Source organism: Nocardia sp. NPDC006044 (assembly GCF_042871115.1).
Lineage (GTDB): Bacteria > Actinomycetota > Actinomycetes > Mycobacteriales > Mycobacteriaceae > Nocardia.
In genome coordinates, this window is the sequence record NZ_JBIAID010000001.1 from 252,025 (window position 1) to 270,372 (window position 18,348).

General features: G+C 67.3%; 12 protein-coding genes. 4 read left to right on the top strand and 8 right to left on the bottom strand.

All coding sequences use genetic code 11. The annotated features are described in order from the left end of the window. Window positions 1–61: 61 nt before the first annotated feature. The 3 genes from ACFYO1_RS01285 to ACFYO1_RS01295 form a co-directional block, all read right to left on the bottom strand. Window positions 62–7,837: a SpvB/TcaC N-terminal domain-containing protein gene (locus ACFYO1_RS01285; protein ID WP_387225993.1), complete on the bottom strand. Its 7,776-nt coding sequence runs from the start codon at window positions 7,835–7,837 to the stop codon at window positions 62–64. Between the two features lie 184 nt (window positions 7,838–8,021). Further along, window positions 8,022–8,543 (bottom strand): L,D-transpeptidase, encoded by a 522-nt coding sequence (locus tag ACFYO1_RS01290; RefSeq protein ID WP_387225995.1) that lies wholly within the window; start codon window positions 8,541–8,543, stop codon window positions 8,022–8,024. 171 nt (window positions 8,544–8,714) lie between these two features. Then, on the bottom strand, window positions 8,715–10,121 hold the full coding sequence (locus ACFYO1_RS01295; protein ID WP_387225997.1) for an AIM24 family protein: 1,407 nt from the start codon (window positions 10,119–10,121) through the stop codon (window positions 8,715–8,717). Between the two features lie 183 nt (window positions 10,122–10,304). Here ACFYO1_RS01295 and ACFYO1_RS01300 point away from each other — a divergent pair, with 183 nt between their 5' ends. Both ACFYO1_RS01300 and ACFYO1_RS01305 read left to right on the top strand, forming a co-directional pair. After that, the gene (locus ACFYO1_RS01300; protein ID WP_387225999.1) at window positions 10,305–12,050 is read left to right on the top strand and encodes an amidohydrolase family protein; all 1,746 of its coding nucleotides are present in this window, start codon (window positions 10,305–10,307) and stop codon (window positions 12,048–12,050) included. Then, entirely contained in the window at window positions 12,047–12,709 is a 663-nt protein-coding gene (locus tag ACFYO1_RS01305; protein ID WP_387226001.1) for a TetR/AcrR family transcriptional regulator, read from the top strand. The genes ACFYO1_RS01300 and ACFYO1_RS01305 overlap by 4 nt, the downstream gene beginning before the upstream one ends. On the opposite strand, the gene ACFYO1_RS01310 is transcribed toward ACFYO1_RS01305, so the two are convergent. The 4 genes from ACFYO1_RS01310 to ACFYO1_RS01325 all read right to left on the bottom strand — a co-directional run bounded on the left by ACFYO1_RS01310 (window position 12,696) and on the right by ACFYO1_RS01325 (window position 15,516). Then, complete coding sequence (locus tag ACFYO1_RS01310) at window positions 12,696–13,358, bottom strand: cyclase family protein (RefSeq protein WP_387231632.1); 663 nt, start codon at window positions 13,356–13,358, stop codon at window positions 12,696–12,698. The two genes, ACFYO1_RS01305 and ACFYO1_RS01310, sit on opposite strands and share 14 nt — an antisense overlap. A gap of 80 nt (window positions 13,359–13,438) precedes the next feature. Next, a complete protein-coding gene (locus ACFYO1_RS01315) occupies window positions 13,439–14,386 on the bottom strand; it encodes an anti-sigma factor RsbA family regulatory protein (RefSeq protein ID WP_387226002.1) in 948 nt (315 codons plus the stop codon). Then, window positions 14,383–14,637 (bottom strand): STAS domain-containing protein, encoded by a 255-nt coding sequence (locus ACFYO1_RS01320; RefSeq protein ID WP_387226004.1) that lies wholly within the window; start codon window positions 14,635–14,637, stop codon window positions 14,383–14,385. Before ACFYO1_RS01320 ends, ACFYO1_RS01315 begins: the two co-directional genes overlap by 4 nt. A gap of 234 nt (window positions 14,638–14,871) precedes the next feature. Beyond that, window positions 14,872–15,516 (bottom strand): TetR/AcrR family transcriptional regulator, encoded by a 645-nt coding sequence (locus tag ACFYO1_RS01325; RefSeq protein WP_387226006.1) that lies wholly within the window; start codon window positions 15,514–15,516, stop codon window positions 14,872–14,874. 305 nt (window positions 15,517–15,821) lie between these two features. Here ACFYO1_RS01325 and ACFYO1_RS01330 point away from each other — a divergent pair, with 305 nt between their 5' ends. Then, window positions 15,822–16,256 (top strand): hypothetical protein, encoded by a 435-nt coding sequence (locus ACFYO1_RS01330; protein WP_387226008.1) that lies wholly within the window; start codon window positions 15,822–15,824, stop codon window positions 16,254–16,256. Here ACFYO1_RS01330 and ACFYO1_RS01335 read toward each other — a convergent pair. Continuing rightward, window positions 16,253–17,155, bottom strand: coding sequence for an SDR family NAD(P)-dependent oxidoreductase (locus ACFYO1_RS01335; RefSeq protein ID WP_387226009.1), 903 nt, complete (start codon window positions 17,153–17,155; stop codon window positions 16,253–16,255). The genes ACFYO1_RS01330 and ACFYO1_RS01335 overlap by 4 nt on opposite strands. 109 nt (window positions 17,156–17,264) lie before the next feature. Between ACFYO1_RS01335 and ACFYO1_RS01340 the strand changes: the two genes are divergently transcribed. Continuing rightward, entirely contained in the window at window positions 17,265–18,338 is a 1,074-nt protein-coding gene (locus ACFYO1_RS01340; protein WP_387231634.1) for an alpha/beta hydrolase, read from the top strand. Window positions 18,339–18,348: the final 10 nt, after the last annotated feature.

Genomic DNA, 18,348 nt, shown 5'->3' on the forward strand with positions numbered 1-18,348 from the left:
CCGGATTACTGGTCACAGGATGACCGGCAACCGGTTGTTTCCGATGCAGGCGCGCGGCTCGTCATCGCGGATACGGCACCTTGGACACCGCGTTGTAGATGGAGACACCGCCCCAATGCGGATACAGATCATGGATCCAGGTGGGAACCAGAACCATTCGCCCGTAGTCCGGGTGATGGTGCCAGGTCCAGCCCTTGGGGGTTTCCGCGATGCCCGCGGCCTTGTTCGCTGCCGCGAAGTCCTTGGCGCGGGTGCCGCGCAGCATGCCTATGTTCACGTCCTTGATCGCCTGCTTCTCGAAGCCTTCGAACGGAGCTCCGAACTTTTTGAGCTCGCGTCGCGCATTGTTGTAGGCCTCCTTGAATTCGAGGAAAGACCGGACTTCTTCCTGGGTCGCGGCGGCCTTGTAGACACCCTCGGTCTTGTTGACCTCGTCGATGATTTCGGCGGCGCGCCGTATTTCCTTCTTGTCGTATCCGACCTTCAGTGCCCCGACCTCGTCCTTGGCGACGTCGGTCAACGTGTTCCGCGCCGCGCCCTTGACCGCCGATTCCGCGAGGCCGGCGAGTGCTCGCACGTCGAGTATCAACAGCACCGTTATGCCGACACCTTTCGCCAGCTCGCCGAGCCCCTTTCCGGCTTGGCCGTGCATGTCGTACCAGATCCATCGTTCGGCATAGCGGCCCGCGGTCGGCAGTGCGTTCAGGGTATTCCGCAATGCCGCCTCGCCGACCGCCAGCGGGGTGAGCAAGGTGGCGTGCACTCGGTCTTTGGCGTTGCCGTGCTGAAGTTTTTCTCGCTGATCGGTATAGGCGCGCGGACCACCATCGAAATCCGGTACGGCCGGTGGCCCCGACGCGGGCGCGGAGGTCCGCGGTGGCCCCTCCGGAGTGTCGCCGGTGACGACAGTCTGTTTCACATCGATCGCGTAGTCGCCGGTTTCGGTTCCGCTGGTCGGTCGCTGGCGGCTGTATGACGACAGGATGTCCTTGATCTCCTGACGCACACCCTCGATGCCGGTGGGAGTCGATTGCGTGCCCTGGCTGTCCACGTTCGCGGTCGGGCAGTTCCGGCCGTACGCATAGACATTCGTCCCGTCCGCCAATCCCGCCGGATCCGTGCTCAGCCAGCGCCCGAGCCACGGCAGCAGATAGCGGGCGCTGTGGTAGCCGAACCCGGTCTCGTCGTCACGCTCTTTACCGGTGTAGCGATACCGTTTCAGGCCTACCTCGGCGGCACTGCGTCCGGCTTGGAACGCCGTGGTGCCATAGGGGTGATAGTCCTCGTAGGCGATCAGCGCGCCGTTCTGGTCGAGCTCGACGCTCGCCGAACCGAGGTTATTGCCCAGCTGGTAGCGGATCCGTGCGGAAGTTGATGCGCCGGAATCGGTTTCGATCAGAGCAATCCGCTGATGGTCGTCCATGACATGCAAGCAACGCCGTTCGAGCGAAACGGTGCCACCCGTGTGCTCGCGGTAGATCTCGAAGCCGCCCAGGTAGATACGTTCGCTCTTGGGCGTGCCGTTGCGGTTCTCGGTGACCTTGCGGATCCGCTCGCCGTTGGAATCGTAGAGGTGGTAGGTGGTTTCGGCAGTACCGCCGTTGACGACCTGCTGTGCGGTGGCGCCGAGTTGATCGCGGTAGTCCCAGCGCATCAGCGGCAGGTGCGACAGGCTTGCGATGTTCCCGCGCACGTCGTACCCGTACTTGGCGGAGTAGCCGCCTGTCGCAACATAATTCGGTAGGTCGTCCGGGTCGCCGGGAAGGCTGGTCGCCAGCAGCCGGTTGCTATCGAGCGCGTACTGATAGTTGCGCTGCCACAGCGTCGTGCCGGGCTGATCGACATTGCTGCCGGCATGGTGGGCCAGCCGCAGGATGTTGCCGACCGCGTCGTAGCGGTAGCGTTCGACGTAATCGCGCAACCCTTGCAGATCGTTGGCGTGCACGCGGGCGCCGGCGAAGGGGTAGTCGCGGCGGCCGTTGTCGTTCGGGCTCAGCAGGAAATCGGTCTGGCCGCTGTGTTCCCGGCCGCTGGCCGCGATCAGCTGATACCGGGCGTCGTACAGGTAATCGCAAGTGGCTCCGGCCTGTACGGTCGTCGCGAGTGCGGCGTCCTCGATACGGGTGATATTGCCGGACGGATCATAGGTGTAGCGCAGATCCTGAACCACGGTCGCGTTGGCGAACAGCCTGGATGCGGTGGTGTCCGGATCGGCAGGCCGGGTCGTACGCAATGTGGTGAGCCGGAAGGTGAACGGGTCGTAGCCGTAACGGGTGGCCGCACCATTGCCGTAGTCGATCCCGGTCCGCTGCCCCTTGGCGTTGTAGTCGATGTTCGTCACGAAGGAGGTAGCTGCCGCGCTACCGGGCAGCGTGACCTCGACGCGTTCGATCAGGCCTGCCTCGTTGAACATCGCGTGGTAGACGCTCGCGTCGGGCGCGGTGACCGCTCTGGGGCGGTTGAGTGCGTCGTATTCGGTGCGGCTGGTGAGCGCCGGTTCTGCGGCGAGCAGTGGTGCTGCGGCCGTGGCGATTTGATCGATGTCGGTCAGGCCGGCGAGGACCGACCAGTCCGCGACGGTGGTGTAGTCGCGAGTGAAGCGGCGGTCGCTGGTGAGTAGGTTGCCCTTGAAATCGTACTGCGCACTGGTGGCGGCACCGGCACTGTCATAGACGCGAAAAGGCTTGCCGCGCAAGTTGTTCTCGCCGCTCGGATGCGTCTCGCCGTAGATCCGCCGCTCTACGAGCACCTCGGCGGCGCGCACGGCCGGGTCGCGGGGTGCGCCGCTGAGCGTTGAATCGCCCACGGCCGTAACGAAGGTGGCGACCGGACGGTGCAATTCGTCATAGGTCATCCGAGTACGGAAGCCGCGGCTGTTCCAGGCGAAGGCCGGCTTCGCCGCGGCGTCGCCGAGCGTCCAGCGATTTCCCGCGTCCATGGCGTGCCGGAACAGCTCGGTTCCGCCGATGTCATAGCCGGGCGTGAAACCCTGCGGGGCGATGTTCTGGGCGTCATCGAACGGGTGCACACCATCGGGCAGCGGCGGTACCACATGCTGCATCACCCGGTTTCCGCGCGCGTCTTGAATCCACAGCGGCTTGCCCTCCGCGTCGAGTTTGGTGAAGGTGACCTGCTTTTCGTCGACGCCGTCGGTGCGATTGTGGACGATCGTGAGCACCGTGCGCGCGAGACTGTCCATCAGAGTCCGCGCGGGTGTATCCGCGTGGGCGGCGGCGAGTAGGGCGGCGCGCCGCTCCGCAGCCGCCGGGGACGTGCTCATCCGTGCGTACCAGGCATTGCCCGGCTCCAGCACCGTGTCGTTCGCGTCGAAGGCGGCGAACTGCCACGGGGTGTACTCCACCCTGGTGAGACTGCCGTCAGGTGCCTCGGTGCGGATCTGCCGACCGACCGCGTCGTAGAAAAGTACCGGCGTCACGCCGATTTCGAGCGGCTCCGCGTAACGGTGCCCGACCTCGGGCGGGCTGAAGTACGGCTCGTACTGCTTGACCGGCTTGCCCTTGTTGTTCAGGATCGTTTTGCCGTTGGCGATCCAGCGCAGTGGACCGCCGGGCACCGCGGGCTCGCCCTGAATCTTCTTGACGAGCACGGTCCCCGCGCCGTCCGAGTACTCGAACGACGTCTGCACCGGGCTGTTCGGGGTCTCGGCGTAGTGCTGCTCCCGCACGATCTCGGCTGCGCACGGGGGATGAGTGCCCCAGACGACCGTCCCGTTGCGCACGGTTTCGCCGAAGTAGTAGAGGTGGCGCGCGGTCGCCTCGCGGAGCAGCGACTGCGCCGCTGCGGCGTGGTAATCATCGGTCACGAAGAAGTCGATCAGCGTGGATGCGCCGACATCCGTTGTCGCGGCGTCGAATCCGTCGAGCGTGTCCCCTTCGCCGTGCTTCCCGCTGAGCGCCGACGCCGTGGGCATACCGAGCACATCGAACGCCAGTCGCGAGTGGTTGCCGTTGATGTCGCGGACGTGTGTCGGCGCCAGCACGCGGAAGTCGAATTCGAGTGTCTCGGTCCGGTTGCCGAGCGCATCGGTACTGGACAGACGGAACAGATCGCGCGGGTCGTATTCGAGTAGCGTGACATTGCCGAAGGGATCGGTGTAGCGCTGCGCCAGAAAGAAGTGCTGCGCCGCGTCCGGGTGGTAACCCGCGATGCCGGCGCGCCGCCAGTATTGGCCTGCGGTGTCCGGGCCCAGGCGCTGGACTACCTCGGAGCCGCTCAGATAGCCGCTGGTCGACGGGTTGCGCAGCGCGGCAAGCACATCGGGTGTCAGCCGGTCGCCGAAGACCGTTGCCAGCAGCGCGTCCGCGGTCGCGAGTGTGTAGGTCTCATAAGGCAGGGCTCTGGAATTCAGCGTCCCGAAGGGAAGCGGAGTGTTCAAAGCTTCGGTGCAGAACAGAGTTCGGGTGTGCTCGATCAGACGGCGCTGCGGATGGATGCGATCCGGCAGCTGCTGATACGGAATTGTCTCGACCGGTATCCCGACGCCGGGGATGTTGTCACTGATCTCGAACCCAAGCAGCCGGTCGAGGTCGAAATACCGCCCGCTGGGAGCGATTCCCGTGAGTTCGTATGTTTCTGTCGCACAAACCATGCGGAGCCGATGGTGATCCGGTTCGAGGACGGCGTCATTGGTGTACCGGGTCTCGGCATACGCGAGGTGAAGTTCGCCCTGCACCGCGGCAACGAGGGTCTCGAGCCCGGCCGGCAGTAGCGGGTCGTTCAAGGGCTCGGCCTGCCAGCGTGGATAGCCGACCGTGACGCTTTGCCGCACATTGCCGTACTCGTCGATCCGCAAGTTCAGTGTGTGGCTGATCCGCGGATCGGGCGTCAGCGTCGCCGGGTGCAGATCCAGTTCGTAGTGGTAACTGATCTTCTCGGTCTCGGTCGTATGAAAGACCGCATGCCGGTTATCCTTTCGTGGCTGTACCAATCGGACGCGCCAGCCGTGTGCGGTTGCGGAGAAGAGCCGGATCGGTCGCTGGTCACCGGTCGCCAGGGACGCCGCGTCCAGCTCATAAATCTCCTGGCGTAGTTGCGTTCCCCGGCACGCGCGCAGCGCCTCTCGCCGTTCATCGGCGGTGAGGTCGAGCGCGTCGAGATCCACCTCCGGGAACGCACGCTCGTGGAAGTTGCCGAGCACCTGGGTGCCGGGCTGGAGATCTTCGAACCAGCGGGGGAAGTATTCACGATCGAACCGGTGCGCGGCCGCGGGAGCACCGGTGTGAAACCAGGTGACCGTCTTGACCGGCGGCTGGTGCAGCCGATGATCCTGAGTGATGTACGGGCTGTGGGTGTTCGCGTCGCCGAACGTCCCGTAGTCCTCGGTATCGATCTGCTCGACGCGGCCGAAACCGCGGAACTCCCGTTCGGGGCCGTCGAAATAGCCGTGGTGGTAGCTGTAGGTGCTGGTGAAGGTGGTGTTGCGCCAGCGGTCTCGGACGGTGACGTGGTCGACGACGTGGACCGGGAAGGGAAGCTTTGTCGCCCAGGGTTTTCCGGCCAGTTTGTCGGCGAGGTAGAACGTGGTCGAGGGGGTGTAACCGATCTCGGTTTCGGCGCCGAGGTTGTTCCTGACCGTGACGAGCAGGTGCGGCTTCTGGCCGCCCATCAGGTCTAGGTAGCGCAGCGGCGAGTGGGCGTCGCCGGCGAGGGGTGAGGACCACACCAGGCAGGCGGTGCCGTTGCCGAGCAGGTCGAGCGCCTGTACTCGAATCGGTTCGGCCACCGGCGGAAAGACCGGCAGGGCCACCGGATTTCCCCAACTGTTGCCGGAGTGGTTGAGGTAGACGCGGACTCCGTCGGCGTGCAGATAGATGATGTCGGTGGTGCCGGAACCATCGATGTCGGCGATCAGGACACGCCGGCTGTCGAACTGATCGGGGTGGTCGAACCACGGCGCGTGGTCCATGGTGATCTTCCGGCCGAAGTGCCCGTAGCCGAGGTTCGGCCAGTAGCAGACCTCGCCGTTGCGGATCCGGACCAGGTCGGTGAGGCCGTCGCCGCTCAGGTCGGCCAGCTGAACGGTCTGCTCGCTGTCGGCGAAAATGATTGCCGGGCCGCGGTTTTCGTCGGTCCCGGTGGCGACCTGCTGTTGTGGGCCGAAGCCCTGCTCGCCGAGCGACGGATACCAGAGGAAGGCATCCTGTTCGGAGATCAGCACATCGATGAGGCCGTCACCGTCCAGATCGATGAAGCGCAGGTTCGGGTCGCGCCAATCATGATTCGGCAGTTGGCCGAAGGGTTCGAACGGCGACCAGCTGGAGTCGTCACGTTCGTAGAACCCTGGATCAGGTCCGTCGAAGCGGACCACGTCGGGTTGCCCGTCGCCCGCCAGATCGACGAATCGAGCGCCGGCCGCCAACGAGGCGGCGGGTGCCAGCGCAACCTGCTCGGGTGCGCCGAGGCGGACGGAGCCGTGACCAACTACGTTGGCAGGACTGAGATTGCGCTTGTAGAACCAGGCGCCGTCCTGCTCGGTGAGGATGCCGGCGACACCATCACCGTCGAGGTCCACCCACTGATATCCGGTTCCGTCCACACCGATCGGCAAGCCGGCCAGGCTATCTCGGTCGAGCTCGCGGACCTCGCCCTGGATCTGCGCCTGGCTGTAGCCGAATTCGACGGGTGGCAACGGCCTGCTTCGGTATCCGCCGTCTGTCCGCCGGTATCCGCGCTGGGTGACCGAGGTGAGTTCGGCGTGGATCGGATTGCGCTCGTTCGCCGGGTCGAGGTCGTGGGCGTAGCCGAAGTCGGTGGAACGGACGAGGCAGTCCGCGCCGACCCCGGCCTCCGCCGGAAAGTGGTGAAACATCAAGGCGCGCCGGCACAGTCGATGCGTACGCACCTCGAAGCCGGAACGGTAGGACGAGAACGGGTCCGGTCGATTACCCCAGCCCGGACCATCCGCGGGCAGCGGACGCGCGAGATCGTGTTCGCCGTAATCGAAGACGACCTCGAAATACCACTGATCGTCGGCGGGTGCCGCGGGCCACGCGGCTACCGGATCGAGGGTAGGGAAGTAGGGCGTGTGGTTTCCGTAGCGAATTCGCTTCGGGTAACGGTTGGCCCGGCGTTCGCGCTGGAGTTCGTTGGCCTGGCCGTCGACCAGCTCCGCGTTCTCCGCCTTGTACTCGTAGCTGACGACGTTGCCTTTGTCGTCGTAACTGAGGCAGATCAACCAGCTGAAGATGTGCTCCGGGTTCGCGGGATCGGCGATGCGGGACCGGGCGTCGCGCCCGTACCAGGTCGTGACGTTGTCCCGGGAGATGGACCGCCAGCTGATGTCCTGTGCGTCAGTGAGGTTCGTCCACCGCTCGATCCGCGCGAACAGCCCCTCGACACGCGGCCGGTACCGCTGAACGCGATAGCCGACGCCGCCGACAGTGCGAACGGGAAGTGCTTCGCGAACCCAATTCCCCTGCTGTTCAACCAGAACCGGCGCCAGATCTTCCGCTCCGGACAGGATGAACACATCCGACTCACCGGCGTCGTCATACTTCGGCAACCCCTTGTCGGTCTTGCGGGTGATCGCCGGTAGCCCCAGACTCCACCCCAACCCGAACGGCCCATTGCCCGCCCCCGAGTCGTACGCCAACGCCAACTGCGGCCCGAACCCGCCCCGGCCGGGACTGACACTGATCGGCACGGTCAACGACCCGGTCCCGGTCACCGGATTCGCGGCGAACTTCTCCCCGATCCCCTTGATCGCCCCGCCCCCCTTCGGCAGGGCGATCGCCGGCGCCGTCGGTCCGCCGCCACCCGGTTGGCCCGCATCGGTCCGTTCCGCACCCTGCTTGCCCTGCCCGAAGTCGTCTGGCATCCCGCTACCCTCCGTCGCCCACGGCTACCTCAGCAGCCCTGGCGGCAATTCTGCGGAGCCGGTCGCCCTCGCCGGAACCTTCCGGTTCGCTGACCGGATCGGTGTGGCCCGCGGGACGCGGGCAAACAAAAACGGGATGCCCGAGTGGGCATCCCGTTTATGCGATAAATGCGGAGTCAGGCGTTCATTCCACGACTTCCACGATGTCGCCCGGCTCGAGATGGCGATACGTGGCCTCGGCGGCATCGGGGTTCATCCGAATGCAGCCGTGCGAGTTCGAATCCAGCGGGCCGATGTGCGTGGCGATATCGCCGTCGAAGAAGACGGCCCATTCCATCGGCGCATTGTGCATTGTGCTCCAGAAATGTTCACGCTTGAAGTCGACGTCGAAGACACCGACATGCGATTCGTATCCCGGCCTGCCGATCTCGATCGGCTTCGGGCCGTAGACGGTCTTGCCGTCCTCCATCAGCCACATTTCCTTGGTCGACAGCCGCATGCAGGCGCGCGTCTTCGGCGCGGTGCACGGTGCGTACACCGGCGCGGGCGGCGGCGGCTGAATGATCGCGGGCACGCCGGGAATGTCCGGTCCGCCGGGCCATAGCGGTTCGGCCTGTGCGGTTGCCGTCATTGCGAATCCGGCGGTCGCGACTCCGGCGAGTACCGCGAACCTTGCCGACCAATTTCTAAAACGCTTGCTGCTCATCAAATTTCAGGCCTCTCTTCGCCTTGCCGCCACGCTGCGTGCCGAAATGCCAGAGTGATAGGAGTACCTCGTCGCAAGAAACTGGAGGATCCGAGGTGGTAGCGATCATCGCGGACCTTGCGCGCCGGGTCAATCGCGGCGCGCAGATGTTTCACAATCCGAACAGTTGCCTCAACCGAAAAGGCCGCCCAGCGCGCCGCCGCTCTGCCCGGCCTGCTGGCCGCCGCCGGTGCCGCCGATGAGTCCGCCGGGCGGCAACTCCGAGGGCTGCACGATGACGAAGCCGCGCCCGGAAAAGGCCAGCGTGAGACCCTCGCCGGTGCTGCGGCCGATGAGCCGGCCGAGGCCGAAGGAGTCGTTGCGCTTGATCCCGGTTTGCAGGCTCGACGACCAGGCCACCGCGGCCTGCGGGTCGGCGTAGGTCGGCTGATCGACCTGCAACACCACCGGCGAGCCGTGCGTGGTAATGGCGATCCGGCCGCGCCCGGTGAACACGCAGTTGAACAATCCGGCATTGCTGGCGACCCCGGCCGCGCCCTGCACCCGGGCGACCCGGTAGGACAGGCTGGTATCGAACGCGAGCACGTTGGAACCGTTGATGGTGAGGCCGTCGCTGCCGTCGAGGTCGATGAGGTGCACGTCGGCGGCGCTGTCGGCGAGGAACAGGTCGCCGCGGCCGGAGACGTTCATCAGCGGCACGCCCTCGCCGGTGAGCCGCTGGGTGATCGCGCGGCCGATGCCGCCGGAACCGAGCGCCTTGAACTGCATGTCGCCCTGGTAGGCGACCATCGAACCGGCCCTGGCCATGACCTCGCCGTTGACGGCGACCTTGACCATCTTGCCGCCCTGCTTCTGGATGCCGACGCCGTTGACTTCGGCGTGGCTGGGGTTGAACAGATCGCTCTGCATCGGCAGTGCTCCTTGCTGAGGTGCGGGCGCTGAGTAAGCGGGGGCTGGTTGATACGCCGACGGGGGCGGGTAGTTCGGCGCGGGCGGGTAGTTCGGCGTGGGCGGCGGGTAGTTCGGCGCCGGAACCGGCGGGGCAACAGGCGGATTCGGGGGTGGTGCCGGCGCGGCGGGCTCGTCGTCGATGTTCACGCCGAATGCCGTGGCGATACCGGCCAGCCCGTTGTCGTAACCCTGCCCGACCGCGCGGACCTTCCAGGCGCCGCCGCGGCGGTAGATCTCCACGCACACCACGGCGGTTTCGGTGGTGAGCCCGGCCATCGGGAAAGTCAGTGCCCCCGAATCGGATCCGATCGTCGCGAGCAGCGTGCCCGCGGCGGCGAAGGTCGGTGGTCCGCTGCCGTCGAGGCTGGCGGTGACCACGACCTTGTCCACATCCGCGGGCAGCGCGCTGGTCTGCACGTCGACCATGTCGCCGCGGCCGCTGCCGTGCCGGTAGGTGACGCCGGGACCGACCGGCTGGTTGAAGAACACGAAGTCGGCGTCGGTCCGGACGCGGCCGTCCGCGCCGAGCAGCAGCGCGGAGACATCGACTCCGGCCGAGCAGGTGACGGTGACCGTCATCCGGTCGGCGGGCGCGGGCCGGTTCTCGCCGCGAGCGAGGGCGGTCACCGTCGCCCCGCCCGGTTGTCGGCGATCGGGCCGTATGGCATGCGATTCACGCCGTCAAGTGTGTCCCGTGACGGGTCCGTGCGCCACCGAGTCGGCCGCACGGCACGCCGAATCGTTAGCTGAGGGAGGCGGTCGGGCGAACTCGTCCTTGACGGTTAGCAACCGATCGGTTGCAATGTATGAGTGAGCTACGACACGATCATCAGGGCCGGCCGCTGGTTCGACGGCACCGGTTCCGCCTCCGCGACCCGCCACCTCGGACTGCGCGGCGATCGGGTCGTCGCGGTATCGGCACAGCCGCTCGACGAGACCGGCTGCCCGAACGTCATCGACGCCGCGGGTAAATGGGTGGTCCCCGGCATGGTCGATATCCACACGCACTACGACATCGAGGTGCTGAAGACGCCCGCGCTCGCCGAGTCGGTGCGCCATGGCATCACCACGGTGCTGCTCGGCTCGTGCTCGCTCTCGACCGTGCATGTCGGGCCGACCGACGCGGGCGATCTGTTCGGCCGGGTCGAGGCGATCCCGCGCAGGCACGTCATCGAGACCATCGAGGAGACCAAGACCTGGCGCTCGGCGCGGGAGTACATCGCGGCGCTGGAGGAGCTGCCGCTCGGCCCGAATATCGCTGCCATGCTCGGTCATTCGGATATCCGCACGGCGCAGATGGGGCTCGATCGGGCCACCCGCAAGGAGGTCCGGCCCACCGCGGCCGAGCAGGCGGCGATGGAAACGGCGCTGACCGAGGCGCTGGACGCGGGCTTCGTCGGAATGTCGCAGCAGCAACTGCTTTTCGACAAACTCGACGGCGACACCTGCCGCTCACGCACCCTGCCGTCGACCTATGCCAAGGCCAGGGAACGGCGGCGGCTCAACGCCATTCTGCGCCGGCGGCGCCGGGTGTTGCAGGCGGGTCCGGACATCGCCTCGGTGCGCAGCATAGCCGCGATGACGCTGAGCAGCCTGGGCATCTTCCGCAAGCGCCTGAAGACCACGCTGCTCTCGGCCGCCGACATCAAGGCCAACCCGGCGCTGGTCTACATCATGGGCCCGATCGCGCGGGTGCTGAACGCGCTCGGCGGCGACTTCCGCTGGCAGCACCTGCCGGTGCCGTTCGAGGTGTACGCCGACGGCATCGACCTGGTGATCTTCGAGGAGTTCGGTTCCGGCGCCGCGGCGTTGCACCTCGCCGACCGGGTCGAGCGCGACGCCCTGATGCAGGACGAGACTTATCGGCGGCAGTTCCGCAAGGACTACGACACCAAGTTCGGGCTGCGGGTCTGGCACCGCGACTTCTTCGACGCCGAAATCGTGGCCTGCCCGGACGATTCGGTGATCGGCAAGACGTTCGGACAGGTCGGCCTGGATCGTGGCGGCGTGCATCCGGTGGACGCGTTCCTCGATCTGGTGGTCGCGCACGGCACCAAACTGCGCTGGCGCACCACGATTTCCAATCATCGGCCGAAGTTCCTGACCAGGCTCGGCGCGGATCCCGGAGTGCAGCTGGGCTTTTCGGACGCGGGCGCGCACCTGCGGAACATGGCTTTCTACAACTTCGGGCTGCGCTTCCTGCGCCGGGTGCACGATGCCGAGCGGTCCGGGCAGCCGTTCATCTCGCTGGAGCGCGCGGTGCATCGGCTCACCGGCGAGCTGGCCGACTGGTACGGCATCGACGCCGGGCACCTGCGCGAGGGCGATCGCGCGGACCTGGTGATCATCGATCCGGCGCACCTGGATGACTCGCTGGACGCCTACGCCGAGAGCCCCGTCGCCCAGTATGACAACCTGTCTCGCATGGTGAATCGCAATGACGGGGCGGTCTCGGCCGTCTTCATCGGCGGCCGGTACGTCTTCGGCGACGGCGCGCCCGCGCCGATCCTCGGCACCGGCCGCACCGGACGTTTTCTCCGGTCCCAGGCGCGGTGAGCGCGCCACCGCGCCGAAATCGAGCACCGCGCCGAACCCAAGCTGAGCGCCGCGCCGCCACCATCGGCAAGCTCGTCGAGGCCACCATCGAGGCGATCGCCGAGGTCGGCTATCACAATGCCTCGCTCGGCGAGATCAGCCGCCGGGCCGGCGTATCCAAGGGCGGCATCTTCCGGCACTTCGACTCGCGGACCGATCTGGTGGTGGCCGCCGCCGAGGAGGTCGGCCGCAGGCACATGCTCGCGTTCGAGAACATCCGTGCCCGCGAAAACACCGGTGAGCCACTGAATATGACCCATATCCTGCATCGGGCCCGCAACCAGATCCGGCAGGAGACCAACACCGTCTGGTTCGAACTGCTGGTCGCCGCGCGCACCGAGCCGGAGCTGCGGACCAGGCTCGCCCCGGTCGCCACCGCGCTGCTCGACGATGTCGAGCGGGTCGCGGTCGCGGCGCTCGCCCCCGCCCTGCCTGCCGACGTGGCCCGCCTGCTGGCGACCTCGGTGGTGCACATGTTCGACGGCGAGGCGATCTTCCGTTCCACCTATCCGAGGCCGGAACTGGAAGACGCGCGGATCGAGTACGCCGCGGGCCTGCTGGAGCGGTTGATGGCGGAGAGCCGAGCCCAGAACGCTTTTCCCGAGGTCAGTCCTCGATGATCGCCACCGCCCTGGTCCAGCCCGCGGACGCGGCGTGGATCTTGTGCGGGAAGCAGGAGATCCGGAAACCGTTGGCGGGCAATGCTTCCAGGTTGTGCAGCTTCTCCAGGTGGCAGTAGCCGATCTCGCGTCCCGCCTTGTGGCCCTCCCAGATGATCGAGCCGTCCCCGGTCTCGGCGAACCGGCGCGCGGTGTAGCCGAACGGCGCGTCCCAGCTCCACGCGTCGGTGCCGGTGACCCGAATGCCTTGCCGGAGTAGGTGCAATGTCGCGTCCCGGCCCATGCCGCAGCCGCGGGTGAGGTAGTCGTCCTCGCCGTACCGGACGCCCGCGCTGGTGTTGATGATGACGATCTCCAGCGGACTGAGCGTGTGCCCGATCCGCGCGAGTTCGGCGTCCACGTCGTCGGGCGTCACCACGTAGCCGTCGGGCAGGTCGCGGAAGTCCAGTTTCACGCCGGGCTGGAAACACCATTCCAGCGGCACCTCGTCGATGGTGATCGCGCGCCGTCCGTTGTCCATGGTGGAGGCGTAGTGGTAGGGCGCGTCCATATGGGTGCCGCAGTGGGTGGTCAGCCGGATCCATTCCAGTGCCCAGCCTTCGCCGTCGGGCAGCACCTCGGGGCCGGCGCCGGGGAACATGGCGAGCATGTCGGCCACGGTGTCTTTGTGGTCCAGGTATTCGATCTCCGGGCGCAGGCCCGGCGGGCGCCGCGCCCGGCTTCGGCCGCTCAGGCCAGGCGCAGATCCATCTGGATGGTGGTGCCGTGCACGCCGGTGTGGATGCGCACCAGGTCGCAGAGGTGGTTCACCAAAAGCAGTCCGCGGCCGCCGAATTGGAACGGTTTCGGGGGCAGGCGCCCCGCGAGCGGATCGGTGATGTTTCCGGCGTCGCGGACCTGCGCGCGTAGCTGCCTGCCCTCGATCCAGAGCGCCAGCGTTCCGCTGCCGCCGCCGTGCACCACCGAATTGGTGATGGTTTCGGCGATGACCAATTCCAGATCGATGACGCGGTCGTCGAGCATGCCCGCCCGCGTGGCGAATTCACCGGCCCGGTGCCTGGTCTCGGTGAGCGAGGCGGCATCGAAGGCGATCACCTGCGCGATCGCCGGCGGGGGCGCGAGCGGCTTGTTGTACGAGGCGACTATGCGATCGGGATCGTAGGCGTCGCTCGGTCGTTCGCCGTTGCTGTCGATCAGGGTCGGATGCGTGGCGTGCGCGTCGACCAGCACGGTCGGGTCGAGGCGTTCGGTGTCGTACGGGCACAGGATGGTGACCGCGCGACCGGTGAACGCCGCATTGATCAGCGCCTCGTGCTGGACGCACGCCGGGTACTCCGCCGCGGACCGGCCGGCCCAGATCGGTTCGCCGATGATCCGCACGCGGCCGGTCGGGTAGGCGTCGGCGAACGCGCGCAGTACGCCCGGAATGATGCGACCGGGATTGCGGCCTTCGACGGTCATGTCCATCAGCCGGACCGCGCCGGCGTCGGCGCCGAGTTCGTCGCGAATCAGTTCCAGGTTGGGTCCGGGGACCGCGACCGCGACCGGTTCGTCGTTGGCCAGGCCTTTTCGAATGAACCCGACGGTGCCCGCCAGGTACTCCTCGGTGTTGCTGTAGAACAGCGCCGGGTGCGCGAAGGGATCGGCGGGGTGCGATCCGGCGGTGGTGACGGTCATGCGCGGTCTACCTCGATTGTCGGGAGCGACGGCCAGAACAGCTCCAGGATGCGGACCAGCGTCACGGGCGGGTTGTGCAGCACGAGCCTGCGTCCCTTCGCCGCCTGATTCGTGGCTTCCAGCAGTATCAGGGTGCCGTGCGTGTCGATGAAGGTGAGCTCGGACAACTCCAAATGGATGTCCGGAGCCGCGGGTAGTTCGGCGAGTGCGGTTTCCCAGGCATCGTGCGTGCCGAGATCGACCTGACCCACGCAGCGCAGACCCGGCGGTGTACCGGTCGAAAACGTATGCAGCCTGGTCGAATCCGGCGCTATGGCGGGACCCCGATCGGCGGGTCTCGCTGGCTCGGCCTGCACCCTCGCACCACCCCTTCTGCCGGTTCGCGGCAGGGAAACTGTCCCTCGAACATACGCCCTGGCCCTGGCGTGTCGATCGGGCGGCTATCCGAGTGTCCGCGGGAACGCCTGGCGGCCGGAGTTCCGGTGTCAGGATTCGGGCAGGATCGACGGATCGGTGCTGTAGGCCCGCAGCCGGCCGAGCATGGCGGCCCGTGCCTGGGCGAACGTGGCGTCGTGCGCGAGCAGCCGGGCGCGGCTGATCGCGGCGTAGCCGAGTGCGTCGAGTTCGAAGGCGAGGACGCCGGGATCGGTGTCCGGCCGCAGCTGCCCGGTGTCGAGCGCGGTGCGAATGATGGAGTGGACGAACGCGTCCCACTCGGTGGCCAAGACGACGAGCCGGTCGTGCACCGCGCCGGGCTGGTCGTCGAACTCGTGCTGGATGGCGACGAAGAAACAACCGCCGGGCAGCACCAGGTCGGTGTAGAACGCCAGGCGTGATTCGTGCAGCGCCCACAGCTGGGGCACGCCGGCCGGGGCTTTGAGCGCGGGCGCGACCACCCGTTCGGCCCACTGCGCGCGAGCGCGTTCGATGGCCGCCAGCTGCAGCTCTTCCTTGTCCCGCCAGAGCGAGAACAGGCCGGACTTGCTCACGCCCGCCTCGGCGGCGACCTGACCCATGCTCAGCGCGCCGAGTCCGGCGACGGAGGCCATCGAGACCACCGCGTCGAGCACCGCCGTTCTGGATCGGTCACCGCGCGCTCGGCGCCCGTCGGCAGGGTGCCTGTTCGTCATGTGGATCATCCTATCGCAATAAGTCCGACCGATCGGTCGCAATGGCGGACGGAGGGTAGAACGATGTGCTGGCCGTGCGATTCACCGGGAAGAGTACGTCCAGTGGCGGATGGCGAAATGGGGGATTCCCCTGAGGCGGAAACAGATTCGTTTCGGATATTTTCGACACGTACGGCCCGCAGACCGAAAACTACTGCGAGCCAATGCATTAGAAACCCAGTCGCGACCGGAAACGCTTCCGGCGGGAAGGGTTTTCGCGAATTCGAACGCGACGTGTGCGTTCCCGGCGGACAAGAGGTCGATGGATGAACAGTGTGCTTTCCGGTCGGACCCGGCGGGCCTTGGTGCGGACCGCGGTCGCCGCGACGGTGGCGCTGGCTCCGGCGGCGGTGATCATCCCGGCGGCCTCTGCCGTCCCGTGCGGGCTCCCGGCCGACGTCGGCTGTGTCAATCCAGACGGCACCCTCGACACCGGGCCGGACGGCGGTTCCCTCCATCGCTCCGGCGGTGGCCTCGACGGTGATCCTTACGGGGCGGACGGCTTCGACGTCTCCGGCTACGACCGGTCCGGGTACAACCGCTTCGGCTACGACCGATGGGGCTATGACCGGTCCGGGTTCGACCGGGACGGCTACAACGCCAGGGGCTGTGCCCGCAACGGCGCGGACCGTCCCGGCGCCGACCCGGCGGTCTGCGACGCGTGGCGGCACCGCCCGTCCACCGGCAGCGCTTCGCGCTAGTCGCGGGCCGCTACCGCGCGGGCGGCGGCGGCGTCGAGGCGGCGCAGAAGCGCGTCGGGGACGAATCGCTCGGCCGTGTCGAGCAGTCCCTCGATGTCCATGAACCGGGCGGCGAGGCGCGCGCCGGCCGGGGAGACGCGGCTCGCCGCGCAGGCGACCCGCGCCTCGAACGGGGTCGGCGCGATCGCGGGGTTGCGCCCGGCGATGCGAACGATGTTGCGCGCTACCGTTTCCGGGCTGCGCGCCACCAGCCCGGCGGCGAGCACCGAGATGTTCCGGCCGCGAATACCCTGCGCTTCGTCGAGCCCGACGAGCCGCGCGTTCGGGTAGAACCCGGTGTTGATGAACGCGGGCAGCACCGCCGTGACACCGATGCCGGTGCCGGCGAATTCCAGGCGCAGGCATTCGGTGAGCATCTGCGCGGCGGCCTTGCTCGTGCAGTACGCGGTGCTGAGCGGAATCGGCAGCACCGCCGCCGGGGAGGTCACGTTGAGGATCCGTCCGCCGTGACCCGCGTCCAGCATCTGCCGTCCGAAGAGGCGGCAGCCGTGCACCACGCCCCAGAAGTTCACGCCCATGATCCGGTCCCAGTCCGCGACGCTGTGCCCGAGGAACGGTCCGGCCGTGGTGTAGCCGGCGTTGTTGACCAGCACCGACGGGTGCCCGTGCGCCTCGTGCACCTCGGCGGCGAAGGATGCCATCGCGGCATCGTCTGAGACGTCGACCGTGTAGGCGTAGGCGTGCTTGCCGATCGCCTCGGCGGTGGCGTGGGCGGTGTCCTTGTTGACATCGCTGACGACCACGCGCGCACCGGCTTTCGCGAATCGAACGGCGGTCGCGCGGCCGATGCCGCTACCCGCGCCGGTCACGATCACCAGTTTGTCGTTGAACTCGGCCATCTCTTACCTCGGTTCCGCTGAGCGCTGGCTCGTGCTACTGTCTCAGACAATCTACACTGTGTTACACAGCGCCGACAACGGCAATGCCGCCGGGAAGAAGGAGACGCATATGCCGACGACGCCACCGGCACTGGCCCGGCCCCCTGCTTCGACGGTGACGATCGAGCTGCCGCGCCGTGCGAGCCTCGCGCTCCGCATCGCGCACCCCCTGTCCTACGCGACCTTGCGGATGGGGATGAACGTCATCGTGGCCCTGGCGAGTCGGGGGCTCCCGTTCCGCGACGCGCGCAATTTCCACGTCAGCAATCTGCTCGATCCGCTGGCCGCGCCGTTGCTCCCGCCGCGCGGAACCCGCACGCGGTCAATGCTTTTCGAGCACTTCCGGGCCGAGTGGGTGTGGCATCGGGATGCGCCGAATCCGACGGAGGTCAACGACAGCGCCATCCTCTACTTCCACGGCGGCGGGCTGGTGGCGTGCGGCCTGAACTCGCATCGTCGCCTGGTCGCGCGGATCGGCCGGGCCAGCGGCATGCCGGTGTTCAACGTCGACTATCGGCAACTGCCGAAGGCGCGGCTGGCCGACACCATCCAGGACTGCGTCGAATCCTACGAATGGCTGCTCGCGCAGGGCTTTCCGGCCGAACGCGTCATCTTCGCCGGCGATTCCGCCGGTGGCGGACTGACTTTCGGCCTGGCGCTGACGGTCCGCGAGCGTGGCCTGCCGATGCCCGCCGCGATCGTGGCGATCGCGCCGTGGGCCGATTACGACCGATCCCGCCGCGACGCACATCCCAACGATCGGCTCGATCCGATGCTCAGCTCGGCCGCACTGGCCTTGCCGGCCCGGCTGGGCATGTGGGTGGACGGCGCGCTCGACCCGCAACTGAGCCCGGTGAATCACGATTTCACCGGCCTGCCACCGGTTTTCATCCAGGTCGGTTCCACCGAGGTGCTGCTCCCGGACGCCGAGGCGCTCGCCCAACGCTGCGCCGAAGCCGGCGTGCCCTGCACGATGCAGATCTGGGACAAGGCGATTCACGTCTTCCAGGCCGCCGCCGACCTGCTGCCGGACGCCAGGCAGGCGATCGACGAGATCGGCGCGTTCAACCAGCGAACCGTCAACGGTGCGGTACACCGTGTTCCGGCCCGCCGCCGGTTCGCCCGCCGCGCTCGCGCCGCCTGAGCCTTCCGTC